The organism is Mesorhizobium sp. B2-6-1 (assembly GCF_006440475.1).
Lineage (GTDB): Bacteria > Pseudomonadota > Alphaproteobacteria > Rhizobiales > Rhizobiaceae > Mesorhizobium.
The window spans coordinates 94,014-119,719 of record NZ_VFUH01000016.1; the positions used below are offsets into that span (position 1 = coordinate 94,014).

Consider the following 25,706-nt stretch of genomic DNA (forward strand, 5'->3'; position numbering starts at 1 on the left):
ATGTCGAAAGCCCAGACCGCCGCCCCGGACATTGACGCCCGGCGCCAATCGCATCTGTTCTACCTCTCCAGCCTGCGCCGGCCGCTGATCGACCGTGCCGAGGGCATCTATATGTGGACGCAGGACGGCCGCCGCTTCATCGACGGATCAAGCGGCCCGATGGTCGCCAATATCGGTCATTCCAACCGCAATGTGCTCGACGCCATGAAGCGGCAGATGGACCGCGCCACCTTCGCCTACCGGCTGCATTTCGAGAACGAACCGGCAGAAGAGCTGGCGCGTGAGCTGGCCGGCAAGCTGCCCGAAGGCATGGATCGCATCTTCTTCGTCTCAGGCGGCTCGGAAGCGACCGAATCCTGCATTAAGCTGGCGCGGCAGTGGGCGGTGGCCACCGGCCAGGCCAGCCGCTGGAAGGTGATCACGCGCTTCCCCTCCTATCACGGCGGCACGCTGGGTTCACTGTCGATCACCGGCGACTACGCGCTGGCCGAGACCTTCACGCCAATGATGCGGGTGATGCCGACCGTGCCGGCACCGGCGGCCTGGCGCAACCGCGACAATCTCTCGATGGAACAGCGCGGTCTCCGCTATGCCGACATGCTGGAGGAGAAGATCCTGGCCGAGGGGCCGGAGAGCGTGGTCGCCTTCATCATGGAACCGATCGGCGGCGCGGCGACAGCGGCGCTTGTCGCGCCGGACAGTTATTATGGGCGCATCCGCGAAATCTGCGACCGCTACGGCATCCTGCTCATCCATGACGAAGTGATGAGCGGCGCCGGCCGCACGGGAAAATTCCTCGGCGGCGACCATTGGAACTGCAAGCCGGACATCGTCGCGCTATCAAAAGGCCTGGGATCGGGTTACGCGCCGCTCGGCGCGCTGGCGGCGCCGATGCAGCTGGTGCAGCCGCTGCTCGCCTCCGGCGGCTTCCAGCACGGCCATACCTATGCCGGCAATCCGCTCGCCTGCGCCGCAGGGCTGGCCGTGCTCGGCGAAATGGACCGCCTCGACCTGATCGCCAATGCCGCCGCCATGGGCGATGTGCTGATGGACGGATTGCGAGAGCTAGCCGAGCGCTTCCCGTTCATCGCCGACGTGCGCGGCAAGGGCCTGCTCACCGGCGCCGAGATGCTTGCCGATCCCGAAACGCTGCGGCCGATCGACCAGAGCAGGAAGGCGACGCAGCGCCTGCTCGACCTCGCCTATGAGCGCGGGCTGATCATCTACGGCCGCAAGGTCAAGGGCGGTGTCGACGGCGACAATTTCATGGTCGCACCACCGATGATCGTCACCAGCGAGCAGGTCGGCGAGATCATCTCCATCATCGGCGACTCGCTCGAAGTCCTGGCTGCCGAACTCGACCTTCCGGTCGAAGGCCGGGGATAAAACAATGGCGCCGAGAAAGGTCATCATCACCTGCGCCGTCACCGGCTCGGTGCATACACCGTCCATGTCGCCTTATCTGCCGGTAACGCCGGACCAGATCGCGGCGGATGCCATCGCCGCGGCCGAGGCCGGCGCCTCGATCCTGCACTTGCATGCCCGCGACCCAAAAGACGGACGGCCTACGGCCGATCCGGACGTGTTCATGCAGTTCCTGCCGCGCATCAAGCAGGCGACGTCGGCGGTGATCAACATCACAACCGGCGGCTCCTCCCTGATGACGCTGAACCAGCGGCTGGCGGCACCTTTGCGGGCCGAGCCCGAAATGTGTTCGCTCAACATGGGCTCGATGAATTTCGCGCTGTTCCCGATGCTCGACAAGCCAAGGGAATGGCAACACGAATGGGAACCGAAGCTGCTGGAAGCCACACGCGACACGATCTTCAAGAATACCTTCGCCGATATGGAGGGCGTTCTCGAGAGACTGGGCAAGGGCTGCGGCACGCGTTTCGAATTCGAGTGCTACGATGTCGGCCATCTCTATTCGCTGGCGCATTTCCGCGACCGGGGGCTGGTGTCGGGGCCGCTGTTCATCCAGTTCGTGCTGGGTATTCTTGGCGGCATTGGCGCCGATCCGGACAATCTCATCCACATGAAGCGCATCGCCGACAAGCTGTTCGGCGACAGCTACCAGTTCTCGGTGCTGGCCGCGGGCCGCCACCAGATGCCGCTGATCTCTATCGCCGCGGCCATGGGCGGCAATGTCCGTGTCGGGCTCGAAGACAGTCTCTACGACGGCCGCCAGCTGGCGAAATCCAATGCCGATCAGGTGCGCCGTATCCGTGGCATTCTCGATGGACTGTCGCTGGAGGTTGCCACCCCGGCCGAAGCACGCGACATGCTGGCGCTGAAGGGTGGCGACAGGGTAGCGTTTTAATGCGACTGGCTGAGATGATAGTGCTCCGTCACACCTTGGCTCCCTGCTTGCCATGACAAGTCCGGAAAAAATCCTCCTCCGCCCCGGACGAATCGAAGACGTCGAAACCATCCATGCCGCAATTCTGAAGCTCGGCACCCATATCGGCGCGCCCGAAGAAATCGTCTCAACGCCAGACGATCTCAGGACCTGGGGCTTTGGCGAAAGACCTGCCTTCTCGACCCTGATCGCCGAAGTCGATGGCGAATTCGCCGGACTGTGCCTCTATTTCCCGATCTTCTCGACCTGGATGGGGCGGCCCGGCGTCTATGTGCAGGACCTCTATGTCGAGGACCGGTTTCGCGGTCGCAGGATCGGCGAGCGCCTGCTGCGGCGCGTCGCGACCGAGTGCCGCAAGCAAGGCGGCGCTTATCTCAGATTGTCCGTCGATACCGACAATGAGAGCGCAAAGGCCTTTTATGAAAGGCTGGGCATCGCCTGGTCGAGCTACGAGCAGACGCAGAAGATCATCGGCGACGCTTTCTTCGCCTTTGCCGACGCGCCGGAGGAAAAAGAATGAAAGCCTTCTACGCGCAGGAGCAGAAGCGCCACGACCCCAAGGCTTTCCTTTCCAGCGGCGCCCCGCAGCCCAATCCCGAAAAGCCGGAGCGCGTCGAGAGATTGTTAGCAGGCGCAAAATCGGCCGGCTGCACGATCGAGCGGCCGCGCAATCACGGACTTGGTCCGGTCGCGGCGGTGCACACGCCCGAATATCTCGATTTCCTCGAGCATATCTACACGCGTTGGCAACGCATTGAGGGTGCCTCGGCTGAAGTGATCCCCAACATTCACCCGATCGCGCGCAACGGCTCCTATCCGGCCTCCGCGGTCGGCCAGGCTGGGTACCACATGGCCGACACGGCCTGCCCGATCTCTGGCGAGACCTGGCAAAGCGCGCTGTGGAGCGCCTGGAGCGCGGTCGAGGCGGCGGAAGCGGTGATGGCGGGCGCGCCGGCCACCTATGCGCTTTGCCGCCCCCCCGGTCACCATGCGTTCGCCGACGTCGCCGGCGGCTTCTGCTTCATCAACAATTCGGCCGTCGCAGCACAGGTACTGCGCCGCCAAGCGGCACGGGTTGCGATCCTCGATGTCGATCTGCATCACGGCAACGGCACGCAAGGCATCTTCTATGCGCGGCCCGACGTGCTCACCGTGTCGCTGCATGCCGACCCGGTGCGCTTCTATCCGTTCTTCTGGGGACATGCCGACGAGCGCGGCGAAGGCCCCGGTCTCGGCTATAATTTCAACCTGCCCTTGCCACGCAAATCCGCCGACGCGGCGTTTCTGGAAGCGCTTCAGGTGGCGTTCCAGCGTATCCGCGCCTTCGCGCCCGACGCGCTGGTCGTGGCGCTCGGGCTCGACGCGTTCGAGGGTGATCCGTTCGGCGGGCTTTCGGTGACGACGCCAGGTTTCTCGCGCATCGGCGAAGCCATCGCCAAGCTCGGCCTGCCGACGGCAATCGTCCAGGAAGGCGGCTATCTCTGCGACGAACTCTGTGACAACCTCACCGCTTTCCTGACCGGGTTCGGCACCAAGGCACGCTGACAGGTCGAGCTGCGCCTGAGACCTCCATCGGTCAGAGCGAGAGCGGGAAATTTTCCACGCAATGTTTCGATCGGAAAATCCACCATCGTCTCCATCCCGCTGTTATTCCCAGACAATTCAACTTCCGAGTCGATCAAGGACAGGGATTGCCGACCCGCTGATGAATGGCGTCCACTGCCTTCTGCATCTCTTCAGTCCAGACAACCTCCACTGAAGACAGCGCCATTTCCAGCTGCGAAATGGTCGTGGCACCAATGATGTTCGACGTGACAAAGGGCCGGCTCGATACATAGGCGTTGGCGAACAGCGCCGGCTCCAGGCCGAAGGAGCGCGCCAGCTCGTTGTATTCAAGCTGCGCCTCGGCGGCATTGGGGGTCTCGTAACGCTGGCCGCGGTTGAAGAGCTGCGAGCGCGACCCCTGCGGGCGCGCGCCGTGATCGTATTTGCCCGAGAGATAGCCCTGCGCGAGCGGCGAATAGGCAAGCAGCGAGACCTCTTCGCGATCGCAGACTTCGGCGAGGTTCACCTCGAAGGTCCGGTTGACCAGATTATAGGCGTTCTGGATCGAGGCGACCCGTGGACCAATAGCTTTGTCAGCCTCTGCAATGAAGCGCATGACGCCCCAGGAACTCTCGTTGGACAGGCCGAAATGGCGGATCTTTCCGGCCTTCACCAGGTCATCGAAGACGGCAAGCGTCTCCGCGATCGGCGTTTCTCCGGTCGGCGCCCCGACGGAATCAGCGCGGCGCGCCACGGCCCCGACGCGCGTCGGATTGGCGCCCCAGGGTATGTCCCGCTCCGGCCAGTGGATCTGGTAGAGATCGACATAGTCCGTGCCGAGCCTGGCCAGGGACTTGTCGACGGCATCGAAGATATCGGCGCGCACCAGCTGCGACGGCCTGTCGCCGCGAAACCAGCTGTTTGCGGTGCGACCGACGACCTTGGAGGCGAGTATCACCTTGTCGCGGTTGCCCTTTGCCTTCATCCAGCTGCCGATGATCTTCTCGGTCCGCCCTTGCGTCTCCGCCTTGGGCGGGATCGGGTAGAGCTCGGCAGTGTCGATGAAATTCACCCCGCGCGAAAAGGCCAGGTCCATCTGGGCGTGGCCGTCGGCTTCGGTGTTCTGCTGGCCCCAGGTCATCGAACCGAGGCAGATCTGGGTGACAAGAAGATCGGTCCGACCGAGACGGCGTTTGTGCATGGAAGTGTGCTCCGGCGGGAAAAGCTTGCGCGGCTGCGCGGGGAAGGAATTTTCATCCTACAAGAAAGCAGAGGCGCTCTCCAAGCCTCGGCAAACCGACTTTTGCGTGAACCAGACTGCGCTAGCGGCGAGCCCCTGCCAGGGCGCGCCGCTTGGCCTCGTCGATCAGCATGTTGGCCACCTGCATGCGGATCATGGCGCGCTGGCGCAGGTGCGGCGCGACGCGATCGGGATGGTTGGAAAAGGCGAAACTGCGGCGCATGCGACCAAAGTCGGCGACAGCCTTAGGCGTGTCCAATCCCAATTCCACGGCAATCGATTCGGGATCGATCGGAGGCAGTTTTTCTTCGGGCCTTGTCTCTTCGCCCGCAAGTGCCAGCTTCGCATGATCGAGCAGGGCCGCGAACTCTGCGGCGAGATCCGCGCCTGCCTCGCGATATTCCGTGGCAAATCCGCTGCCAGAAACCTTGATGCGGCCCGAATGGAGCTCGTCGGCGACGGAAAGATAGTCAAACGGAATGGATGGGCGAGTGGCCGCCTCTTCGCCTCCCCCGTCCTTGTCGGAGGCGACGAAGAGGTCATCGAGCAACGAAGCGAAATCCCGCTTGGCGCTGGTAACGATGTCAGCCTCCCCAGTCTCACGGTGTGTTCGAGACATCCACCTTAGGGTCGGCTCGTTAAAAATGCATGCCGCCGATTTTAACAATTGAAGGTTTACGGGGCCGGACCACGCCGGTCAGTCACAAAAAGCCGGACTGCGGTTGGTGCAGTCCGGAATTCGCCAGAAGCGGCGAGGAAAAACCGGCCATCTGCCAGCGAGAGGGATACGATTCGCGATCTGCGAAAGTTTCAGGCGATGCAGGATCATGGCAGAAAAATTTTGCAGAGCATGGCAGGCATGCAAATGCTGCACTGCACAATCGTCACGAATCCCCTATACTCGGACGCTGGGAGGTCCAACAGGGGCCTGGATTATGGGGTTCTTCACTGAAATGTTCGCGCGGCCACGGCCGCAGGAACATCTGCGTTATCGTGCCGCGCTCGCGCTGCTGCATTCCATGAGCAATGCGGACCGCGCCGACATCGGCATCAAGCCCGCCGATTTCCCGCGCATCGCCCGCGAAATGTCCGTTCGCTAGTTCGGCCAGCCAGGGATATTCCGGCTCCGGACGGGCAACGCCTTGACGACGTGATCCGTCAACGCGAGCCCAGGAACGTTGCCTTGCCCAGCGGCACGCCATTATGGCGAAGAATGTCGTAGGCGGTGGTGAGGTGGAAATAGAAGTTGGGCATGGCCAGATGCAGGAGATACTGCAAACCGGCCATCGAGACCTCGCGCCCGCCGAGCCTGACCTCGACAATCCGCTCGTCCGAACCTTCCAGATCGGCCGCGGAGAACGTCGCCAGATGGTCAAGCGTCTTAGCGATGCGCGCATGCAATTCGGCAAAGCTCGCCTCGTTGTCCTCGTATTTGGGAACCTCCCGGCCGGCGAGCCGCGATGGGGCTCCCTTGGCATGGTCGGTGGCGATCTGCACCTGCCTGGTCAAGGCGAACATGTCGGGCGCCAGCCGCGCCGTCAGGAACACCTGCGGGTCGATCTTGCGCTCGCCGGCGTTTTGTTCGGCCGTGGACAGCACGCTGGACAGCGCTTTCAACCGGGCCGAAAACACAGCCACCGATACTTCATACATGGATAGGGTCACGCAATTATCTCCCGGGGCATTTGAAGCGCCGCGAGCGCGAACTAGCGCCTTCCCGGGCGATTCTTCAAGCGATACCCGCAAGGCGTCACCACGTCGCCGCAATCACCGTGGTAGAATCTCCGTTACCGCGTGGAGATTCCCGATGAGACACGCTTTTCTCGCAGCGACTGCCTTGTTCTCCCTTGCCTCGATCGCCCAGTCGGCACCTGCCGACGAGGCGCCCTACGTCGATGACAGGTCGAGCGCCGAGGCAGTTGTCCGCTCGCTCTACAGTGCCATCAACCGGCATGAATTCGCACGTGCCTGGGGTTATTATGGCGATACCAAGCCGGCCAAGGACTTCGACAGCTTCGTCAAGGGCTATGACGGTACCGACAAGGTGGATGTCAGGACCGGTGCCGTATCCAACGAGGGCGCGGCAGGCAGCATCTACTACAGCGTGCCGGTCGCCATCCAGGCAACCGACAAGAAGGGCGAGGCGAAGGTCTTTGCCGGCTGCTACACGCTGCGCCAGGTCAATGCCCAGATTCAGGCGCCGCCATTCCAGCCGATCTTCATCGACAGCGGAGCGCTGAAGCCGTCGAGCGCGGACTTCGAGGAGGCTGTGCCGGCTAGCTGTGGCGACGGCCCGCCGCCGCCGAAGAGGGATGCAGCGCTGGAGCAGGCCAAGAAGGCTTTCCTGGCCAGCTATAGCGACCAATGCGACAAGGATCTCGCGGCCAAGGAGCCGGAGATTTTTTCCATCAAATACAGGGACAAGGATGCGGCGGCCGGCGATCCCGACAAGGAAACGCGCCTGTTCCATTTTTCCTGCTCGGCGGCCGCCTACAATGAAAGCTCGATCTACTACATGACCGACGAGGCGAACGGCGTCAGGCAACTGCAGTTCACCGAACCGGAGATGGACATCCGCTACGTGAACAACGACAGCGAAGGCAAGGTCGAATCCATGCACATCGTCGGCTTCCGGACCACCGGCTGGGCGACCAATTCCAGCTACGACCAGGACGCCCACACGATAACCACCTTCAACAAGTGGCGCGGCGCCGGCGATGCCTCGTCAGCAGGCACCTATCTGTTCCGCAACGGCGATTTTTCACTCGTCCAGTACGACGTCGACGCCTCCTATGACGGCGAGGAAAACCCGCAAACGGTTGTCGACTACAACACCGCTCCCTGAGCCCCGCGAGGTCCGATCACGGCGCCTTCGACAGCATCCAATTCAACGCGCGGCGCCAATCGACCATGCGGATTGGGGTGCCGTGCGTGCCCGTCTCGAAGCGCACGAAGCGGGTCGGATAGGCTTTCGACTTGGCGATGATGGACCGGAAGAAGGATTCCTGGTTTGCCACGGGAAAGACCACGTCATGGCTGCCCTGACCGAAGAAAACCGGCACGTGGCGCCTGAAGGCTGGGCTGGAGAAGAAACTCTCGTCCCACAGCGAGCCAAGCAGCAGAAGCCCATCGATTTGCCCGCCCGTGTCCGTGCGGGCGGCAAGCTTCCAGCACAATGCGCCGCCCATCGAGCCGCAGGCGACGAAGATCTTCGCGCCCGGCGACTGTTGCGCATAGTGCTCGATCAGCGCCGCGACCTGTGCCGCCCCCTTGTCGCCGAAATCGGGGAAGTCAGGGCTGAGATAAAGGCCGCCATTGCCTGCCATCAGGTTTTTGATGCGGTTGAAATTGCCGCCGAAGGTGAAGTCATCGACACCTTGCTTGCGGCTGCCGCCTTGTCCGTGCAGGTAGAGCACGATGACGGAAGCTCCTTGCGTCTTGCCCACAGCGATGTGCCTGACGTCGCCTGCATCGGTTTTCAACAGCAGATCCTGCTGCACCTTGCGCACACCGGTATCGGTATACTGCGCATGGACGCGCTTTTCCGGCATCTCGTCGCGCTGGTTGATGTCGCGCATCTCGCGGTAGTCGATCACCGTGTAGGCGCCGTCTGACGAGAGCGTCGCGGGATAGGCGAACAGATCGTCCTTGAAGGGTTTTAGTTGGAGAGCAGAGGCCTGGGCAGCAGAAAACAGGAAAAATATCGAAATCAGAAAGGCAGGGAGCGTGAGCACCCCCCTCTGGCATGCCGGCCATCTCCCCCTCAAGGGGGGAGATTGGCAGTTTCGGTGGCTGCGCCCTTCTGCCGGCCTTCGAGATTGGCGAAAGCCGAAATGATGTCCAATCTCCCCCCTTGAGGGGGAGATGGCCGGCAGGCCAGAGGGGGGTGCGACGGTACGATTAGCCATGCCCAAGGCATGCGTTTTTCGACTTCGCTTTGTCAATCCTGCAGCACGCCGCCGGCGCCCTCAAGCGCCTCGCGAGTGTCAACATCGACGGATGCGCCCTCGCCGATCTCTACATCGACGACGTCAAGTCCTCCGGCTTCGACAAGGTGGCGTGCGCCGGTATCACCTTCGAGATGGGCGACAGCCGGGAACAGCGAGCGCGGCAGGAGGACCGGATTGCCGCGTTTGCCAAGGTGCGAGGCGCGGACGACCAAATTGCCTCCCGCCCCGCGAAACGCATCGATCAGCCGGTCGAGATCGCCGGTCGAGACACCCGGCATGTCTCCGAGGACGATCATCGCACCGGCGGCATCTCCCGGCAGATAGGCCATACCGGCTTTCAGGGAGGTGGAGAGCCCATCGGCAAAATCGGGATTGTCGGCGAAAGTCACGTCCAGGCCCGATAACGCGCCGCGCACCCGCTCACGCTGGTGGCCGGTAACGACGATCGTGCCCGAAGCTTTTGAGGCGAGCGCACGCTCTGCTGTACGGCGGACCAACGGTTGGCCGTCGAAAAGCGCCATAAGTTTGTTCGGCCCGCCCATGCGGCTCGAACGGCCTGCCGCCAAAAGCACGATCCCGACCTTGAGCCGGCTTACGGCCGGCAGCGGTTCGCGCGGCTGCGGGCGTGTCGGGATTTCCATCAGCAGGCCGCCGACGCCCATGCCGGCGATGTCGGTCGCCGTTACGTCGAGGCCGGCGATCAGCCGGTCGAGCACCCAGTCGAAGCCGTTCTCCTTGGGGCTGCGGGCGCAGCCCGGCGCGCCGATGATCTGCTTGCCGGCGACCCTGCCGAGCACCAGCAGATTGCCGGGGTCGACCGGCATGCCGGCGCGGATGACAGTACCGCCCGCTTCCTCGATCGCGGCCGGAACGACGTCGGCGAAATCGCTCATGGCCGAAGCGCCGAAGATCACGACCATGTCGTTATCGCGCGCCAGCGAGGCGGCCGCCTCGGCAACCGGCGCAACCTCGTGCGGCGTGCGGCGCTCGGCCGTCAGCCGCCCGCCCGAACGCGCCAGCCGTGCCTCGGTGACGCGCAGCGTCTTGTCGAGCACGCTCGGCTTGACGCCCGGCAAGACGGTCTGGATAACACCGACACGAATGGGCCGATAGGCATTGACGGCAAAGATCTCGCCGCCGGCGCAGATTTCCATGACCGCATCGACCAGCGCCGACCCAACGGCGAAGGGAATGATCTTCACGGTTGCCACCATCTGGCCCTTTTCGACCGGCGCATGCTGGCCAAGCGTGGCGATGGTGATGGTTGGATCGACGGCATTGATGGCGTCGATCATCGCGCTGTTGACGGTGAAGACGCCAGCGGCTTCGGCATGGAGGTTGACCCGCCCCGTCGCGGCAGGCTTGGCCGCGACATTGCGGTGGCGCATACCGGTCGCGATCCGTTCGGCGGCGGCGTCTTCGCCCAGATCGCCGGGAGAAAGCACGGCCGCGACGACTTCGCTGATGCCCGCCGCTTTCAGCACCCCGACATCCTCTGCACTCAGCCGATGCGCTTTGCGGAAACGTCGCTCGCCGACCGTCGTCGCGTGCGCAAGCACGGCGCCTTCGGCCTGTTCGATAGGAACCGGGCCGAATTTCACGCTGCGGCTTCCCTGGCTTCAAGACCGCGCGAGCGAAACGCGTGAATGACCTGCGCCAGCACGGCGACGGCGATCTCGGCGGGGCTGGCCGCGCCGATATCGAGACCGATCGGCGCCTGGATGCGACCGATCTGCTCGGAACTGGCGCCCAGCGCCAACAGGCGCTCGACACGCTTGGCATGGGTTTTCCTGCTGCCGAGTGCCCCGACATAGAAGCACCTGGCGTCGAGCGCCGCCTTCAGCGCGAAATCGTCGATCTTGGGATCGTGGGTGACGGCGGCGACCGCCGTATAGCTGTCGAGTGGCTGTCGTTGCAGCACCTCCTCAGGCCATTCGGCGTGCAACGCGACGTCGGGAAAGCGGTCCGACGTGGCAAAAGCCGTGCGCGGATCGATGATCTCGACTGGATAGCCGGCGATCCTGGCCATCGGCGCCAGCGCCTGGCTGATGTGCACAGCGCCGATCACCACCAGGCGCGGATGCGGCAGATGCGCGTTGAGAAAAAAGGTGCGCCCTTCCGCTTCGACCGAGCCGGAATTCCCGGTGCGGAACGCCTTGCTGATCGCGGCACCGAGATCGCCGGCGACCGGATCGCCTTCGCGCACGATACGGTCGCGGCCGTCACCAAGATCGGTGACCAGGATCGCGGCGCGGCGGGCGCGGCGCTCGGCGTTGAGTGTTTTCAGCGCATAGGGATCCATTGAAGATCAGCCTAGCCTTTCCACATATACTTTGATGCGGCCGCCGCAGGAAAGGCCCACCTGCCAGGCGGTCTCGTCGGCGACGCCGAATTCCAGCATTCTGGGCTTGCCGGTGCCGATGACGTCCATGGCCTCCGTCACCACGGCGCCTTCGACACAGCCGCCCGAAACCGAGCCGTGGAAATTGCCGTCGGCGTCGATGACCAGATGGCTGCCGGCCGGGCGTGGCGCGGAACCCCAGGTCTCGACAACGGTCGCGATGGCGACATCCTTGCCTTCCTTCATCCAGCCTTCCGCGATGATCAGCGGGTCACGGGCCTCGTCGAGATAAATGCTGTCGCTCATCGTTGCTTCTCTCAGGGTCTGTTTTTCCCGGAAATATGTGTGTTCAGCAGCATATGGCTACGCGGCGCGCCTCGCGCCACCCTCCATCCATCGCCGCGGATCGACGGCATATCCAGGCTTCCGGTCCAGCGAGGCGCAGAGATCGGCGAGCGCGTCGAGATTGTGCACGGCACGGAATTCGTCGACATGCGGCAGCATCGCCCTGACGCCGCGGGCGCGCGCCTGGAAACCGTCAAAGCGCAGCAAGGGGTTCAGCCAGATCAGCCGCCGGCAGGATTTGTGCAGACGCTCCATTTCCTCCGACAGGCCGTCGACCTCGTCTCGCTCCAGCCCGTCGGTGATCAAAAGCACCACCGCGCCCTGTCCTAGCACGCGCCGCGACCATATCAGGTTGAACTCGGCCAGCGTGTCGCCGATGCGCGTGCCGCCCGACCAGTCCTTGACCGCGGTGGAACAGTCGGCCAGGGCGGCGTCGGGATCGCGATGGCGCATCTGTCGGCTCAGATTGGTGAGCCTGGTGCCGAAGACGAAAGTGTGCACGCGCCGGCGCTTTTCCGTCAGAGCATGCAGGAAATGCAGGAAGATGCGCGTGTACTGGCTCATCGAACCGGAAATGTCGGCAAGCACGACCAGCGGCGGATACACTTCGCGGGGCGAGCGGAACTTCGGCAGGATCAGTTCGCCGCCTGTGCGTGCGGCCGAGCGCATCATGGCACGCGGATCGATGCGGCGACCGTGCGCATCGGCCTTGAAACGGCGCGTCCGCACCATGTCGAAGGGCAACCGCAGTTCGGCGATCGCCTTCCTGGCGTCGGCCATCTCGGCGGCATTCATCTGAGCGAAATCCTTGGCCCTCAGCACCTCGTTGCCGGAGAAAGTAAAGCGCGCGTCGACCTCGATCTCGGGGATTTCCCGCGCCGGCTGGTTCCTGCTGTGGCCTTCGAACATCGCCTGGCCGACACGGCTTTCGGCCGCGCGTGGCTTCTGCTTCTCCCTGGTATCGGGCGCCACCGGCGAAAGCATCGCCAGCATCTTTTCGATCAGCTCACGCGACTTCCAGAATAGCCGGAAGGCCTCGTCAAAGGTGGCATGGTCCTCATGCCGCGACACCAGCACGGCATGCAGCGTCCAGTAGAAATCGTCGCGCGAGCCGATGCCGGCGGCAAGTACCGCCTCGATGGCATCCTTGACCGAGGCAGGCCCGACCCGCATGCCTGATTTGCGCAAGACACGGGCGAAATAGACGATGTTGTCGGCGATGTGGCCGTCGACGGTCGCCTCCTTGGGTTCCGCGCGAGGCATGGCCATGGGCCCTACTCCGCCGCCGAAAGCTCGGCCTTCACCTCATCGAGGATACGCCGGCCTTCGCCCTCGCCGATGCGGGCAATGTCGTCCTGGTATTTCAGCAGCACGCCGATCGTGTCGGAGACGGTTTCCGGGTCGAGCGCGACTTTGTCGAGTTCGGTCAACGCGCCGGCCCAGTCGATGGTCTCGGCAACGCCCGGCATCTTGAACAATTCGATCTGGCGCAGCTTCTGGATGAAAGAGACCACCTCCGCCGAAAGCCGGCTGTTCGCCTGCGGCACCTTGCGGCGCACGATCTCCAACTCCCGCTCGGCGCTGGGATAATCGACCCAGTGATAGAGGCAGCGCCGCTTCAGCGCATCATGGATTTCGCGGGTGCGGTTGGTGGTGATGATGACGATCGGCGGCTCCTCCGCCCTGATCGTGCCGAGTTCGGGCACCGTCACCTGGAAATCGGAAAGGATCTCGAGCAGGAACGCCTCGAACGCCTCGTCGGTACGGTCGAGCTCGTCAATCAGGAAAACCGGGGCGGCGCCGGGCTTGCCGGTCAGCGCATCGAGCACCGGACGGCGTATCAGGTATTTTTCCGAGAAAACGTTGCGCTCCATGTCGGAGCGGTCAACCTTGCCGGCCGCCTCCTCCATGCGGATCTCGATCATCTGCGCGGCATAATTCCACTCATAGACGGCGGACGAGACGTCGAGACCCTCATAGCATTGCAGACGGATCAGCCGGCGGCCGAGCGCCTCTGCCAACACCTTGGCGATCTCGGTTTTGCCGACGCCGGCCTCGCCCTCGAGGAACAGCGGCCGCTTCATGCGCAGCGACAGGAAAAGCACGGTGGCCAACGACCGGTCCGCCACATAGTCCGCGCCGGTCAGGAGATCGAGCGTCTCGTCGATCGTCCGCGGCACGGGGCGCGGTTTTAGCTCAGTCATTCCTTCTCCGTGGACGCCTCTGCCCCGCTTTCCAGAACGTGGTAGCCGCGGGCGTGATAGATCAGCGGCCGCAAATTATCGCCCATGCGCAGGCCTGTCACCTTGCCAAAAAGCACACGATGGGTGGCCAGGTCCTTGGTGTCGATCAGTTCGCAGTCGAACACAGCCAGCGCGCCCTTCAAGGTCGGCGCGCCGGTGGAGATCACATCCCACTCGCCGAGCGCGAAACGTTCCTCGACCGGCAGGCCGGTGATGCCGGAAAAGCCGATCGACAGCGGCTCCTGGTGCGAGGCAAGCGTGTTCAAGGCAAACCTGCCGTTCTTCACGAACGGCTCGTTCTTGGGATTTTCACGGTTCAGGCAGACCAAAATGGTCGGCGGCGTATCGGAAACCGAACAGGCGGCGATGACCGTCGCGCCACGCTTGCCGGCCGGCCCGTCGGTGGTCACCACATGGACGTGGCCGGCAAAATGGCTCATCGCGTCGCGATAGGCCTGCGGTCCTATGTCGTTCTTCTTCAACACCGGAGATTTTCCATAGCCTGAACCCTACCGCTATATATGGCTAGATATGACATGCCACAAGCGAAGTGCTTGGCCCATATCCCGAAATTCGCGTGTTGCGCCAAGACCGGGCAGCCTTTAGGTCTTGGCGGGAGTGGCGCCGGGACCATCCGGGCTCGCTTGGAGGAAGTCTTCGACAGGATGCGACCCGGGGCAACGATATCTGCCGCGCTGGCCTGGCTGCTGCTAACCGGCGCCGCCAACGCCCAGACGCTGCTCGTCGGCGTTGCCGCGCCGCTCTCCGGATCCTCGGCGATCCTTGGCAGGCAGATCGAAGCCGGCGCCGAAGTAGCGGCCCAGGCGAACGGCATCGAGCTCAAGACCATCGACGATGCCTGCACGGCCGATGGGGGGGCCGCGGCAGCCCGGGAATTCGCGACCGCCAAGGTCAATGTCGTCGTGGGATTTCTCTGTACGGAAGCGATCGAGGCGGCGATGCCGATCTTGAAGGACGCAGGCATCGCCGTCATCACCGTTGGCGTGCGAACCGAAAGCCTGACTGACCGTCGTCCCAAGACCGGCTGGCCGGTCTACCGGCTCGGACCGAGGGGCGACGACGAGCGCAATGCCGTCGCCAACACCCTTACCCGGCTTTGGCAGAACGAACTGTTCGCCGTCATCGATGACGGCACCATCTACGGCCGTGAGATCGCCGAGACGTTGCGGGCGGCGGCCGAACAGGCGGCGCTGAAGCCGGTGTTCGTCGATACGTTCCGGCCGCAGCTCGACAACCAGATCGGTCTGATTGGCCGGCTAAAGAAGGCCGGCGCAACCCATGTCTTTGCCGGTGGCGACGGCGACGACATCGCCATCATGGGTCGCGACGCCGCGCAACTCGACGCCGGCATCGTATTCGCCGGCGGCGAGAACCTGCGCACGCCGCCCGGAGCGGTGCCCTATGCCACGGGAACACTGATGATCGCTCCCCCCGAATGGGCCGATGTCGCCGATCCCAAGGTGTTCAAGGCGTTCGCCTCGCAAAAGATCGTGCCGGACGGCTACACGCTGCCGGCTTATGCGGCGGTAGAAACCGCCAAGGCGGCGATGGCGGAAGCGGCAAGCTCCGGCAGGCCCCTTGCGGAAGCGCTCATCGGGCATGATTTCACCACGGCGATCGGGCCGGTGCGCTTTGATGCGAAGGGCGACCTCAGCCGGAATCCGTACCGCGTCTTCCGTTTCGATGGCGCCCGCTTCGTACCGCTGGAAAGCAACTGATGTTTCGCACCGGCCCGCGCAACCTGATCACCGATGTCGCCGGTCTCAGCGTCGGCAATGCCTCCGATGCCCGACTGAAATCCGGCGTGACGACAGTCCTTTGCGACGAACCGGCTGTAGCCGGCGTCCAGATCCTGGGCGGTGCGCCGGGTACCCGCGAGACGGACCTGCTCGAACCCCACAATTCGGTTGAGACGGTCCATGCCGTGGTGCTGTCGGGCGGGTCGGCTTTCGGCCTCGACGCAGCGTCCGGCGTACAGGCAGCACTGCGCGAACGTGGCATCGGTTTCGAGGTCGGCGGCTTTCGCGTGCCGATCGTGCCGGCGGCGATCCTGTTCGACCTGCGCAATGGCGGCGACAAGGACTGGGGCCGCTATCCGCCATACCGCGACCTCGGCTACGAGACGGTGCAGGCCGCCGGTTCGGATTTCCAGATCGGCACGACCGGCGCCGGCACCGGCGCGCTGACCTCCGATCTCAAGAGCGGGCTTGGCTCGGCTTCGACGCTGCTTGACAATGGCGTCACCATCGGCGCGCTGGCGGCGGTCAATCCGATCGGCTCGGTGACCATCAGCCGAAGCCGCCATTTCTGGGCGGCTCCGTTCGAGATCGGCGATGAATTCGGCGCGCTTGGCTATCCCTCGCCAATGCCGGACGACGCCAAAAGCATCCTCTTGAAGTTTCGCGACAAGACGTTCACGGGCAAGGCGGATGCCGGCGGCAACACCACCATCGCCGTTATCGCCACCGATGCCGTTCTCACAAAGGCCGCCGCAAAGCGCCTGGCCATGTCAGCGCATGACGGTTTCGTGCGGGCCATATGGCCGACGCACACGCCGGCCGATGGCGATCTGGTCTTCGCGCTGGCGACCGGCAGGAGCGGTATCCGGCTCGAAGCCGACGCGGCAATCGACCTTTATGCCGCGGCAGGCGCCACGATGGCGCGCGCCATCACGCGCGGCGTTTTCGCCGCGACGCCCGCCGAGGGCGATCTGTTTCCGGTCTGGTCGTCGCGCTGACTTATACGCGATCAGGTGGGGTCGGACTTTTCTTCCTCGAAAGTGACCGCGACGTCGGAATTCGCCGACAGCCAGACCTTCTTTCCCTCGACCTCCGCAACAAGGCTCAGGGGAATGAAATGATGGTGCCCCTTATGCGTGCCCATACCGCTGTCGGACTTGGTCAGCTTGATCCGCTGCCCCTCGACTTTGTCGACCGTGCCGACATGAACGCCATCGGCACCGATCACTTCCATATGCTCACGAATTTTGCTGGTGTCGGTCATGGTGGTTCTCCATTGGGACTGCCGACAATAACAGACGAGGCCGCGATTGGATGCATGGCGCTTGCTTTATCGGGCAGCGCGACGCCGGTATCTTGTCGTGATAGGGAATGGCGATATCGTTGGCCGGCGGAAAACCTCATGCAAAACCTTCTTCTGTTTGCCGTTTGCCTGCTTGCGCAGTTTTGCGCAGTCGTCGCCGCCCGGGCCGGGGATGTCGCCGAGCTTGAAATCCTGGGCTTCACCAAGGACGGCGGCATCTTCGCGTTCGAAGAATATGGCGTGCAGGATGGATCGGGATTTCCCTACGCCAATCGCTATTATATCGACACCAGCAACGACAGCTTTCTCCAGGGAACGCCTATTCGCGTCCGGCTCGACGACGAGAACGCCACGTTGACGGCGGCTCGTATTCAGGCCCGCGAGAAGGGCGAAGCGGTCGTCAGCCAGGCGGAGTTGGCCGCGAACAAGGGCATCACCGCAGGCTTCAACCCGGTAACGGAGATGTCCGCCGACCCGCATCGGATGGCGGTCAATCCGCGTCCGATCTTCTCGCCAGTCGACCAGCCGCTCGAGTTCCGGCTGGACGAGATCGGCATGAACGAGACTAAGGGCTGCGAGAGCCAGGGTGAGATCAATGGCTTTCGGCTGCTGCGCGTCGAGGCGCAAGCCGGCGGTACGACGAAGCTGTTGCACGAGGACAAATCGATCCCCAAGAGCCGGGGTTGCCCGAACGGCTACCGCATCGGAGCCGTGCAGACATTTTCGATGGACAATCCCAGCGCCTATGCGGTGCTGATCGCGGTGCGCCAATATGGCTTCGAAGGCCCGGACTATCGCTGGATCGCGGTGACCGGCCGCCTGTGACACCGCTCGTCCACCCCGCCAGGCGTCATCGCGCCCTGGGCCGCCTCCGCGGCGCCATACCAACGCCGGGCACGGCGCTGCTCGGCGCGCTGCTTTGGGCCGCCACGATGGGCGCCAGCACGCTCCTCAACCTGTTGCTGGAAAGTTGGGTGACGCCAGATAAAATCCGCACCGTGACGCTGCTGTTTGCAGGCGGCGGCGCTCTGGCCTTTCCTGTTGGCCTGTTCGCGGCACGGCTGGTCTCGCGCGGAAGGAGCTGGGAAGTCGCCTTCGCGGCGGCATTCGTGGGTCTCGCCGCCGCGACGATCGGCCTGACCGCCGGGCTGTATGCCTTGCAATACCGGTCCTACTATGCCGCATGGCATGCACCCACCTTCACCCTCACCTGGGGGCTTCAGTTCGTCTTCACGATGGCGGTGGCGCTCTACCAGTTCGTGGTGCTGGGCATCAGGCTCTATTTCCCGATCGGGTTCCTCGCCTTGTTTGCCGCCAGCCTCTGGTTTGCGCGGCGGCGGCGTTGAGCATTTTGTCCGCCTCTGTTAGGACGCGGGCAAATTTCTCGACACGTCAGGACTGACCGATGATCCCTCGCTACTCCCGGCCGGAAATGGTGGCCATATGGTCGCCCGAAACCCGGTTCCGCATCTGGTTCGAGATCGAGGCTCATGCCTGCGACGCGCTGGCCGAACTCGGCGTCATCCCGAAACAGGCGGCGAAGACCATCTGGGAAAAAGGCAATGCCGCGAAGTTCGACGTCGATGCGATCGACGAGATCGAGCGCGTCACCAAGCACGACGTCATCGCTTTTCTCACCCATCTCGCCGAATTCGTCGGACCCGACGCCCGCTTCATCCATCAGGGCATGACATCCTCGGACGTTCTCGACACGTGTTTCGCGGTGCAGCTCACGCGTGCCAGCGACATGCTGCTGGCCGACATCGACGCGCTGCTTGCGGCGCTGAAGCGCCGCGCCTTCGAGCACAAGGATACCGTCACCATTGGCCGCAGCCACGGCATCCACGCCGAGCCGACCACTTTCGGCGTCAAGCTGGCGCAAGCCTATGCCGAATTTTCGCGCTGCCGCGAGCGGCTCGTGCACGCTCGCGAGGACATAGCCACCTGCGCCATTTCGGGAGCGGTCGGCACCTTCGCCAATATCGAGCCTTATGTGGAAGAGCATGTCGCGGCAAAGCTCGGGTTGAAGCCGGAGCCGGTATCGACGCAGGTGATCCCGCGCGACCGCCATGCCATGTTCTTCGCCACGCTCGGCGTCATCGCATCGTCGGTGGAGCGGCTGGCGATCGAGATCCGGCATCTGCAGCGCACCGAGGTGCTGGAAGCCGAAGAGCATTTTTCGCCTGGCCAGAAAGGTTCGTCGGCGATGCCGCACAAGCGTAACCCGGTGCTAACCGAGAACCTAACCGGCCTTGCCCGCATGGTGCGCTCCTTCGCGCTGCCGGCGATGGAGAATGTGGCGCTCTGGCACGAGCGCGACATTTCGCATTCCTCCGTCGAGCGCATGATCGGCCCGGATGCGACGGTGACGCTGGATTTCGCGCTGGCGCGGCTGACCAGCGTCATCGACAAACTGCTCGTCTATCCCGACAACATGCTGAAGAACATGAACAAGTTCCGCGGCCTGGTGCATTCACAGCGCGTGCTGCTGGCATTGACGCAAGCCGGCGTCTCCCGTGAGGATGCCTACCGGCTGGTGCAGCGCAATGCCATGAAGGTGTGGGAGCAAGGCGCTGATTTTCTTGAAGAACTACTGGCCGACAAGGACGTCACCGCCGCCTTGCCGGAAGCCGAGATCCGCGAGAAATTCGACCTGGGCTATCACACCAAGCATGTCGACACGATCTTCCGGCGGGTGTTCGGAGAGGCGTGAGGGGCTTTCCTTCTCCCCGTCGCTATACGAGGAGAAGGTACCGCAGGACGTAACTGCCGATCACGCTTTGCCGGGAACGGTTCTGATCACCGTGCCCCACGGATCTTCGCGAGTCGTTTCACTGGCCACGTTGTCGGACCGCATCTCGACCCAGGCAAGGCCTGACCGGGCCGGGTCGCGGCGGCCGGCGCCGGCGCTCTGCCACGCATTGGCGCCTATATGATGATGGTAGTGGCCTGACGACAGGAACACAGCCTGGCCGCCATACTTCGCCACCGTGTCGAAGCCGAATTCCTGGTTCCACCAGGCTTCCGCCTCTTCCGGACGGCCGACGCGCAGGTGGACGTGGCCGACAATGCTGTTTTCGGGCGCTCCCTGCCAGCCCGCATCGCCCGCCGGCACTTCGGCGACGACCGAAGGAATGTTCAGCCGTTCGGTCGCCATCGCGATCTTGTCGCCGTTCCACGTCCAGTCCTGCGGACGGCGATCGGCATAGATCTCGATCCCATTGCCCTCGGGATCGGTGAGGTACAGCGCTTCGCTGACCAGATGGTCCGAAGCGCCCTCTATGGCGATCTTGTCTGATATGGCGTGGTTGATCCAGCGGCCGAGATCGGCACGGCTGGGCAGCAGGAAAGCCGTGTGGAACAGGCCGGCGCTGCGCGGATCGTCAGGTTTGGCCAAGGCGTCCGGCTCCAGCACCAACAGCGGACGGTTGGCGGCGCCCAGGGTGATCGCGCCATCGGCGCGGCTCAATTCCTGCAAGCCGACAACAGCGCGATAATAGGCCGCTAGGCTTTCGGCGTCGCGCGCCTTCAGCCCGACCCGGGCAACGCTCACCGGCGTGGTGGCGGCAAAGGGCAGTTCGCTCATGATTGTCTCCGTTGCGGCGACGCTTTGGCATAAACCCCGAGGTCAGGAGCCCGGCGCCGGCGATCATTGTACATCGTGTCAGCACCAAATGCGGTCCTTCACGGCTGTTTCTTTCCTGACGACAAATCGGCGATCGTGATCGTTCACACAAGGCAGCGAAAAGCGAACATGGTGTTCACCATTGCAAGCAGGAGCGCGTCCATCGACGGTTGCATGAGGCAATCACGCTCGCTATCTCAGCGCCATGAAAGTCAAAGACGCAGATATTCTCATCATCCCGGGCTACACTAACTCCGGACCCGAGCACTGGCAGACCCGCTGGCAGTCAAAGCTGTCGACCGCGCGGCGCGTGGAGCAGGCGGAATGGTCGAAGCCCGTGCGCGAGGATTGGACGGCGAGCGTGGCTAAAGCGGTCAACGAAGCCGAGAAGCCCGTCGTCCTCGTCGCGCATTCCCTTGGTGTTGCCGCGGCGGTGCAAGCCATCCCGCAGTTTCGCAAGCCGGTCGCCGGCGCATTCTTCGTGGCGCCGCCCGATGTCGCCAATCCGGAGGTACGGCCAAGGCACCTGATGACGTTCGGCCCCTACTCGCGCGAGCCGTTGCCCTTCCCGTCCATGGTGATTGCCAGCCGCAACGATCCGTTCTGCGCCTTCCACGTCGCCGAGGACATTGCCGGCGCCTGGGGGTCTCTCTTCATCGATGCCGGTGAAGCCGGTCACCTCAACACCGATTCAGGCTTCGGCCCATGGCCCGAAGGTTCGATGACCTTCGCCAAATTTCTCACCGAACTGAAGGCCTGACGACCCCGACCGGATCGCGGCTCTCAGCCGCCGATCGAATCCTTGATGCCTTTCAACAGCGTCTTCGCCCCTAGTGAAATCAGCGCGTGCTCGGACCCTGTGGCCAGCAGGCGGTAGCCCATCGCCACGACGCGGCCGGCGATGGCCGGTTCGATGACGTAGATCGCCGCATGTTTGCCGGCCTTGCGGGTACGCTCGGCGATCGAACCCACCGTTTCCATCATGCTTTCGAGCGTCGAATTGACGGTCGTGCCGTTCGACCAGGCAATCGAGAAGTCCGATGGCCCCAGGAAAATGCCGTCGATACCGGGTGTATCGAGGATGCCGTCCAGCGCATCGAGCGCCGCCCGCGTCTCGACCATGGCGAAGGCCATGGTGCGCTGGTTGCTGTCGCGCAGCCATTCGGCATGATCACCCTTGCCATGGCGTGGGAAGGCATAGGTGGGGCCCCAGGAGCGCTCGCCCACCGGCGGGTATTTCATCGCCGCAGCGAACAGTTTTGCATCCGCCACCGAGTTGACCATCGGCGCGATCACCGCCTCGGCGCCGAAATCGAGCGCCCGGCTGGCCATGTCGAAACGGCCGACGGGAATACGCACCAATGCCGGCTTGCCGGTGGCAAGCACGGGCGCCAGGCCGCGCAACACGCTGTCTTCATGATGGCCGCCATGCTGCATGTCGAGCGTGACCGCATCGAAGCCCTGCCTGGCAAGGATTTCGACGGTCAGCGCGTCCGGCACGCCTGACCATGCGGTGACCAGCGTTTCATCGGCCGCAAGGCGGGATTTCAGGGACATCGGCTCTTTCCTCGCTAAGGATCGCAGTTTCAGCCGGAAACGACGGGAAACGCAAAGAAAAACCGCCCGGCTGGGCCGGGCGGTCGATTGGTCCAGTCATTCTTTTGCCGCAGGTTCCGTCGCAAAATTGTGGAACATTTTTGCGGAACCTGCTTCGGCCGGATCAGGTGTTCTTGATCTGCTCGATGGCCTGCGCCATCAATTCGTCCATGGTGCGGCGGATCTGATGGTCCGACTGGCTGACGCCGGCAGCGTCGAAATCCTTGCGGATCTTGCGGAAGACGTCGTGATCGCCGGCTTCCTCGATATCGGAAACAACCACTTCCTTGGCATAGGCATCGGCCTCGGCGCCAGATTTCCCGAGCTTTTCCGCGGCCCACAGGCCGAGAGCCTTGTTGCGGCGCGCCGACGCCTTGAACCGAAGCTCCTCGTCGAACACGAATTTGCGCTCAAAACCCTCTTCGCGATCCTTCATGTTGCTCATGGCGTCCCTCCGATGGAAATCGATTCGCTGGCATTGATGAATATGTGATGGCGAAGCACAAACCAAAAGGCTGGCGGCCGGTCAATACGCTTCGTGGCTTGCTGCGCTGCGGCATTTCGGTCCCGAAAGCAGTTGATTGAAAGGATTTGCCGATTGAGCAAACAAGGCGATTACGATAGACACCGGCATTGAACGCCACCGTCGCCACACTAATTTAGGCAGACGGACAGGAACTGGTCGCTTGCCGCCTGCCCGCAAATCCAGAGAAAAATCAAATGAAAAATCGCCGCCGCATTTATGAAGGCAAGGCCAAGATACTTTATGAAGGCCCTGAGCCCGGGACGCTGATCCAGTTCTTCAAGGATGACGCAACCGCGTTCAACAAGAAAAAACACGAAGTCGTCGATGGCAAGGGCGTGCTTAACAATCGCATTTCCGAGCACATCTTCAATCATCTCAACCGGATGGGCATTCCGACCCACTTCATCCGCCGGCTCAACATGCGCGAGCAGCTGATCAAGGAGGTCGAGATCATCCCGCTCGAAGTGGTAGTGCGCAATGTCGCCGCCGGTTCGCTGTCCAAGCGCCTTGGCATCGAGGAAGGCACGGTCCTGCCCCGCTCGATCATCGAATTCTATTACAAGGCCGATGCGCTCGACGACCCGATGGTCTCTGAAGAGCACATCACGGCCTTCGGCTGGGCGAGCCCGCAGGAAATCGACGACGTCATGGCGCTGGCCATTCGCGTCAACGACTTCCTGTCCGGCCTGTTCATGGGCGTCGGCATCCAGCTCGTCGATTTCAAGATCGAATGCGGACGCCTGTTCGAGGGCGACATGATGCGCATCGTCGTCGCCGACGAGATCTCGCCCGATTCCTGCCGGCTGTGGGACGTGGCGACGCAGGACAAGCTCGACAAGGACCGTTTCCGCCGCGACATGGGCGGCCTCGTGGAGGCCTACCAGGAAGTCGCCCGCCGTCTCGGTATCATGAACGAGAACGAGCCGCCGCGTCCAACCGGACCGGTGCTCGTCGCGTCGAGCGAGCCGCCGAAGGGCATGAAGCACTAATTGCCAGCAACGGGCTTGCCGGAAACGGCAGGTCCGGCGCAGACCGATACCGATCATTCAGGAGCATCGATGAAAGCCCGTATCACCGTAACCCTCAAGAACGGCGTGCTGGACCCGCAAGGCAAGGCGATCGAGCATGCGCTGTCGGGGCTAGGTTTTGACGGTATCGGCTCGGTGCGGCAAGGCAAGGTGTTCGACGTCGAGCTCGCCGGGACCGACAAGGCCAAGGCCGAGGCCGACCTGAAAGCCATGTGCGACAAGCTGCTGGCGAATACGGTGATTGAGAACTACGCAGTGGAGATTGGTTGACTGAACCCAATCTTTGGAGAGCACTTAATCAGCGTTGTGAAGCTATTCCACCAATTACACAACGGAAGTGCTTACGGCTTTCTGGATAAATTTCCGAAAAAACCGGGCGTGTATTTATTCTTGGAGGATGGTACTCCCGAAAGAATTGGGCGTACGAACAACCTGTCTCAGCGATTGAAGAACCATCTCCGACAGGATCACGGCTCCGCAGCCTATGCGTTCAAACGAGCCCGCCAAAAACTAGGACTAAAGCCCACATATCGCAAAGGGTCAGGCCGAAAAGACCTTCAAAAAGATCCAGCCTTCGTTGAGATTTTTCGAACGGAAATTGAACGTCTGAAGACACTTAGCGTGAAATATGTGGTCGTCGAAGACATCGCCGAGCAGTACCTGCTCGAAATTTACTCCGCAATCGAATACGGCTTTGACTTGGATGAGTTTGGGAATCACTGAGATGAAATCAGCCGTCGTCCTCCTGCCTGGCCTTAACCGCGACCGCGATATGATCGCGGCGCTGACCAAGATTTCCGGCAAGGCACCAGCCACGGTCTGGCAAACCGACACCGAAATCCCGGATGTCGACCTGATCGCCATTCCCGGCGGCTTCTCCTTCGGCGACTACCTGCGCTGCGGCGCGATCGCGGCGCGCATGCCGGTGATGCGGGCGGTTGCCGAGAAGGCGGCCAAGGGCGTCATGGTCATCGGCGTCTGCAACGGGTTCCAGATCCTGGTCGAGGCCGGCCTGCTGCCGGGAGCGCTCATGCGCAACTCCTCGCTCAAATTCGTCTGTCGGCAGGTGAAGCTCGAGATCGCCAATGCCAACACCATGTTCACCCGCCGCTACCAGCCGGGCCAGATCATCCGCTCGCCGGTGGCGCATCACGACGGCAACTACTTCGCCGATGCCGAGACGCTTGCACGCCTGGAAGGCGAAGGCCAGGTGGTGTTCCGCTATGCGGACGGCACCAACCCCAACGGCTCGATCAACGACATCGCCGGCATCATCAGCAGCCAGGGCAATGTGCTGGGCCTGATGCCTCATCCCGAGAACCTGATCGAAGCGGCACATGGCGGCAATGACGGCCGGGCGTTGTTCGAAGGCGCGCTCGGCATCGCCGCCTGATATCTTCCGAAATTCTTTCAGAACCTGGGGGCGGCCTGACGATGAGACTGACGATTGCTCGCTTTGCTCTCCTGGCTGCCGCCGGCGTTGCGCTGGCATCCTGCCAGTCGGGTCCGAAGAGCGCTCCGCCGCCTTCCGGCAAGAGCGCGGCGCTGCTGGCCATGGAACAGGTGGCGATCTCCGCCCACAAATGCTGGATCGCCAGCAAGGACCCGGCCTTCAAATCCTACCAGATGGCCAATGAGCTGAATTCGTTCAGCGGCACGCCGCGCTTCCTGCTGGTGCCGGCCAAGCATTATGGCGGCAAGCCGCTGCTGGTGGTGCAGGCGCAAGGCAATTCGAGCCGTGTAGACGTGTTCGGTCCGCTGATGGCCGAGCCGCTCGGCGCGCGCATCGGCTCCGACATCGCCCGCTGGCAGGCCGGCAATCCGGCCTGCGCCGCCGCCGCGTAA

31 protein-coding genes are annotated in these 25,706 nt (G+C 63.1%); 17 read left to right on the forward strand and 14 right to left on the reverse strand.

Features of this window, described 5'->3' with window-relative positions:
- Genes FJ443_RS26470 through FJ443_RS26485 form a run of 4 tightly spaced genes read left to right on the forward strand, consistent with a single transcriptional unit; the run spans position 1 to position 3,904 of the window.
- Positions 1-1,386: an aspartate aminotransferase family protein gene (locus FJ443_RS26470; protein ID WP_140666336.1), complete on the forward strand. Its 1,386-nt coding sequence runs from the start codon at positions 1-3 to the stop codon at positions 1,384-1,386.
- 4 nt (positions 1,387-1,390) lie between these two features.
- Positions 1,391-2,320 carry a 3-keto-5-aminohexanoate cleavage protein gene (locus tag FJ443_RS26475; protein ID WP_140666338.1) on the forward strand — a complete coding sequence of 310 codons (930 nt, stop codon included), beginning with the start codon at positions 1,391-1,393 and terminating at the stop codon, positions 2,318-2,320.
- Between the two features lie 52 nt (positions 2,321-2,372).
- A complete protein-coding gene (locus FJ443_RS26480; RefSeq protein ID WP_140517682.1) occupies positions 2,373-2,879 on the forward strand; it encodes a GNAT family N-acetyltransferase in 507 nt (168 codons plus the stop codon).
- The gene (locus tag FJ443_RS26485; protein ID WP_140560994.1) at positions 2,876-3,904 is read left to right on the forward strand and encodes a histone deacetylase family protein; all 1,029 of its coding nucleotides are present in this window, start codon (positions 2,876-2,878) and stop codon (positions 3,902-3,904) included. The genes FJ443_RS26480 and FJ443_RS26485 overlap by 4 nt, the downstream gene beginning before the upstream one ends.
- Before the next feature lie 133 nt (positions 3,905-4,037).
- On the opposite strand, the gene FJ443_RS26495 is transcribed toward FJ443_RS26485, so the two are convergent.
- Positions 4,038-5,105: an aldo/keto reductase gene (locus FJ443_RS26495; protein WP_140517684.1), complete on the reverse strand. Its 1,068-nt coding sequence runs from the start codon at positions 5,103-5,105 to the stop codon at positions 4,038-4,040.
- Between the two features lie 121 nt (positions 5,106-5,226).
- Positions 5,227-5,694 (reverse strand): hypothetical protein, encoded by a 468-nt coding sequence (locus FJ443_RS26500; RefSeq protein WP_140494990.1) that lies wholly within the window; start codon positions 5,692-5,694, stop codon positions 5,227-5,229.
- A 385-nt stretch (positions 5,695-6,079) separates the two neighbouring features.
- Here FJ443_RS26500 and FJ443_RS26505 point away from each other — a divergent pair, with 385 nt between their 5' ends.
- Positions 6,080-6,244: a hypothetical protein gene (locus tag FJ443_RS26505; protein ID WP_140493788.1), complete on the forward strand. Its 165-nt coding sequence runs from the start codon at positions 6,080-6,082 to the stop codon at positions 6,242-6,244.
- Between the two features lie 58 nt (positions 6,245-6,302).
- On the opposite strand, the gene FJ443_RS26510 is transcribed toward FJ443_RS26505, so the two are convergent.
- Entirely contained in the window at positions 6,303-6,809 is a 507-nt protein-coding gene (locus FJ443_RS26510) for a DUF1993 family protein (RefSeq protein ID WP_140517685.1), read from the reverse strand.
- A 142-nt stretch (positions 6,810-6,951) separates the two neighbouring features.
- On the opposite strand from FJ443_RS26510, the gene FJ443_RS26515 reads away from it, so the two are divergent.
- A complete protein-coding gene (locus FJ443_RS26515; RefSeq protein WP_140493792.1) occupies positions 6,952-7,989 on the forward strand; it encodes a DUF1176 domain-containing protein in 1,038 nt (345 codons plus the stop codon).
- Positions 7,990-8,005: 16 nt separating this feature from the next.
- On the opposite strand, the gene FJ443_RS26520 is transcribed toward FJ443_RS26515, so the two are convergent.
- The 7 genes from FJ443_RS26520 to FJ443_RS26555 form a co-directional block, all read right to left on the reverse strand.
- Complete coding sequence (locus FJ443_RS26520; protein ID WP_181168347.1) at positions 8,006-8,848, reverse strand: alpha/beta hydrolase; 843 nt, start codon at positions 8,846-8,848, stop codon at positions 8,006-8,008.
- 236 nt (positions 8,849-9,084) lie between these two features.
- Entirely contained in the window at positions 9,085-10,695 is a 1,611-nt protein-coding gene (locus tag FJ443_RS26530; protein ID WP_140666343.1) for a molybdopterin-binding/glycosyltransferase family 2 protein, read from the reverse strand.
- Positions 10,692-11,396 (reverse strand): XdhC family protein, encoded by a 705-nt coding sequence (locus tag FJ443_RS26535; RefSeq protein WP_140560992.1) that lies wholly within the window; start codon positions 11,394-11,396, stop codon positions 10,692-10,694. The genes FJ443_RS26530 and FJ443_RS26535 overlap by 4 nt, the downstream gene beginning before the upstream one ends.
- A gap of 6 nt (positions 11,397-11,402) precedes the next feature.
- Entirely contained in the window at positions 11,403-11,741 is a 339-nt protein-coding gene (locus FJ443_RS26540; RefSeq protein ID WP_140560991.1) for an XdhC family protein, read from the reverse strand.
- 57 nt (positions 11,742-11,798) lie between these two features.
- Entirely contained in the window at positions 11,799-13,043 is a 1,245-nt protein-coding gene (locus FJ443_RS26545) for a VWA domain-containing protein (protein WP_140666363.1), read from the reverse strand.
- Between the two features lie 11 nt (positions 13,044-13,054).
- The gene (locus FJ443_RS26550) at positions 13,055-13,984 is read right to left on the reverse strand and encodes a MoxR family ATPase (RefSeq protein ID WP_140666345.1); all 930 of its coding nucleotides are present in this window, start codon (positions 13,982-13,984) and stop codon (positions 13,055-13,057) included.
- Positions 13,981-14,508 (reverse strand): flavin reductase, encoded by a 528-nt coding sequence (locus tag FJ443_RS26555; RefSeq protein WP_140493802.1) that lies wholly within the window; start codon positions 14,506-14,508, stop codon positions 13,981-13,983. The genes FJ443_RS26550 and FJ443_RS26555 overlap by 4 nt, the downstream gene beginning before the upstream one ends.
- Before the next feature lie 180 nt (positions 14,509-14,688).
- Here FJ443_RS26555 and FJ443_RS26560 point away from each other — a divergent pair, with 180 nt between their 5' ends.
- Together FJ443_RS26560 and FJ443_RS26565 are read left to right on the forward strand one after the other, a co-directional pair.
- Positions 14,689-15,762 carry a branched-chain amino acid ABC transporter substrate-binding protein gene (locus FJ443_RS26560; RefSeq protein ID WP_140522069.1) on the forward strand — a complete coding sequence of 358 codons (1,074 nt, stop codon included), beginning with the start codon at positions 14,689-14,691 and terminating at the stop codon, positions 15,760-15,762.
- Positions 15,762-16,781 (forward strand): P1 family peptidase, encoded by a 1,020-nt coding sequence (locus tag FJ443_RS26565; protein ID WP_140560989.1) that lies wholly within the window; start codon positions 15,762-15,764, stop codon positions 16,779-16,781. The genes FJ443_RS26560 and FJ443_RS26565 overlap by 1 nt, the downstream gene beginning before the upstream one ends.
- Before the next feature lie 11 nt (positions 16,782-16,792).
- Here FJ443_RS26565 and FJ443_RS26570 read toward each other — a convergent pair whose 3' ends face one another.
- The gene (locus tag FJ443_RS26570) at positions 16,793-17,047 is read right to left on the reverse strand and encodes a DUF2171 domain-containing protein (RefSeq protein ID WP_140493808.1); all 255 of its coding nucleotides are present in this window, start codon (positions 17,045-17,047) and stop codon (positions 16,793-16,795) included.
- A 138-nt stretch (positions 17,048-17,185) separates the two neighbouring features.
- On the opposite strand from FJ443_RS26570, the gene FJ443_RS26575 reads away from it, so the two are divergent.
- The 3 genes from FJ443_RS26575 to purB are packed head-to-tail and all read left to right on the forward strand — an operon-like array spanning position 17,186 to position 19,799.
- Entirely contained in the window at positions 17,186-17,911 is a 726-nt protein-coding gene (locus FJ443_RS26575; RefSeq protein ID WP_140493810.1) for a DUF2259 domain-containing protein, read from the forward strand.
- Positions 17,908-18,432 carry a hypothetical protein gene (locus tag FJ443_RS26580; protein ID WP_246681246.1) on the forward strand — a complete coding sequence of 175 codons (525 nt, stop codon included), beginning with the start codon at positions 17,908-17,910 and terminating at the stop codon, positions 18,430-18,432. Before FJ443_RS26575 ends, FJ443_RS26580 begins: the two co-directional genes overlap by 4 nt.
- A 59-nt stretch (positions 18,433-18,491) precedes the next feature.
- A complete protein-coding gene (gene purB, locus FJ443_RS26585; RefSeq protein ID WP_140666347.1) occupies positions 18,492-19,799 on the forward strand; it encodes an adenylosuccinate lyase in 1,308 nt (435 codons plus the stop codon).
- A gap of 60 nt (positions 19,800-19,859) precedes the next feature.
- On the opposite strand, the gene FJ443_RS26590 is transcribed toward purB, so the two are convergent.
- Positions 19,860-20,672, reverse strand: a complete 813-nt coding sequence (locus FJ443_RS26590) for a VOC family protein (protein ID WP_140666349.1) — start codon at positions 20,670-20,672, stop codon at positions 19,860-19,862.
- Between the two features lie 244 nt (positions 20,673-20,916).
- On the opposite strand from FJ443_RS26590, the gene FJ443_RS26595 reads away from it, so the two are divergent.
- Positions 20,917-21,471, forward strand: coding sequence for an alpha/beta hydrolase (locus FJ443_RS26595; protein ID WP_140656047.1), 555 nt, complete (start codon positions 20,917-20,919; stop codon positions 21,469-21,471).
- 23 nt (positions 21,472-21,494) lie between these two features.
- Here FJ443_RS26595 and FJ443_RS26600 read toward each other — a convergent pair whose 3' ends face one another.
- Both FJ443_RS26600 and FJ443_RS26605 read right to left on the reverse strand, forming a co-directional pair.
- On the reverse strand, positions 21,495-22,268 hold the full coding sequence (locus FJ443_RS26600; RefSeq protein WP_140493818.1) for an HpcH/HpaI aldolase/citrate lyase family protein: 774 nt from the start codon (positions 22,266-22,268) through the stop codon (positions 21,495-21,497).
- Between the two features lie 163 nt (positions 22,269-22,431).
- Positions 22,432-22,752 carry a DUF1476 domain-containing protein gene (locus FJ443_RS26605; protein WP_140493820.1) on the reverse strand — a complete coding sequence of 107 codons (321 nt, stop codon included), beginning with the start codon at positions 22,750-22,752 and terminating at the stop codon, positions 22,432-22,434.
- A 275-nt stretch (positions 22,753-23,027) separates the two neighbouring features.
- Between FJ443_RS26605 and purC the strand changes: the two genes are divergently transcribed.
- The 5 genes from purC (at position 23,028) to FJ443_RS26630 (ending at position 25,706) form a co-directional block, all read left to right on the forward strand.
- Entirely contained in the window at positions 23,028-23,822 is a 795-nt protein-coding gene (gene purC / locus FJ443_RS26610; protein ID WP_127282327.1) for a phosphoribosylaminoimidazolesuccinocarboxamide synthase, read from the forward strand.
- Positions 23,823-23,891: 69 nt separating this feature from the next.
- A complete protein-coding gene (gene purS / locus FJ443_RS26615; protein WP_140666351.1) occupies positions 23,892-24,131 on the forward strand; it encodes a phosphoribosylformylglycinamidine synthase subunit PurS in 240 nt (79 codons plus the stop codon).
- A 36-nt stretch (positions 24,132-24,167) separates the two neighbouring features.
- Positions 24,168-24,584: a hypothetical protein gene (locus FJ443_RS26620; RefSeq protein WP_140666353.1), complete on the forward strand. Its 417-nt coding sequence runs from the start codon at positions 24,168-24,170 to the stop codon at positions 24,582-24,584.
- A 1-nt stretch (position 24,585) separates the two neighbouring features.
- A complete protein-coding gene (gene purQ / locus FJ443_RS26625) occupies positions 24,586-25,254 on the forward strand; it encodes a phosphoribosylformylglycinamidine synthase subunit PurQ (RefSeq protein ID WP_140493824.1) in 669 nt (222 codons plus the stop codon).
- Positions 25,255-25,295: 41 nt separating this feature from the next.
- Positions 25,296-25,706 (forward strand): hypothetical protein, encoded by a 411-nt coding sequence (locus FJ443_RS26630; protein WP_140493826.1) that lies wholly within the window; start codon positions 25,296-25,298, stop codon positions 25,704-25,706.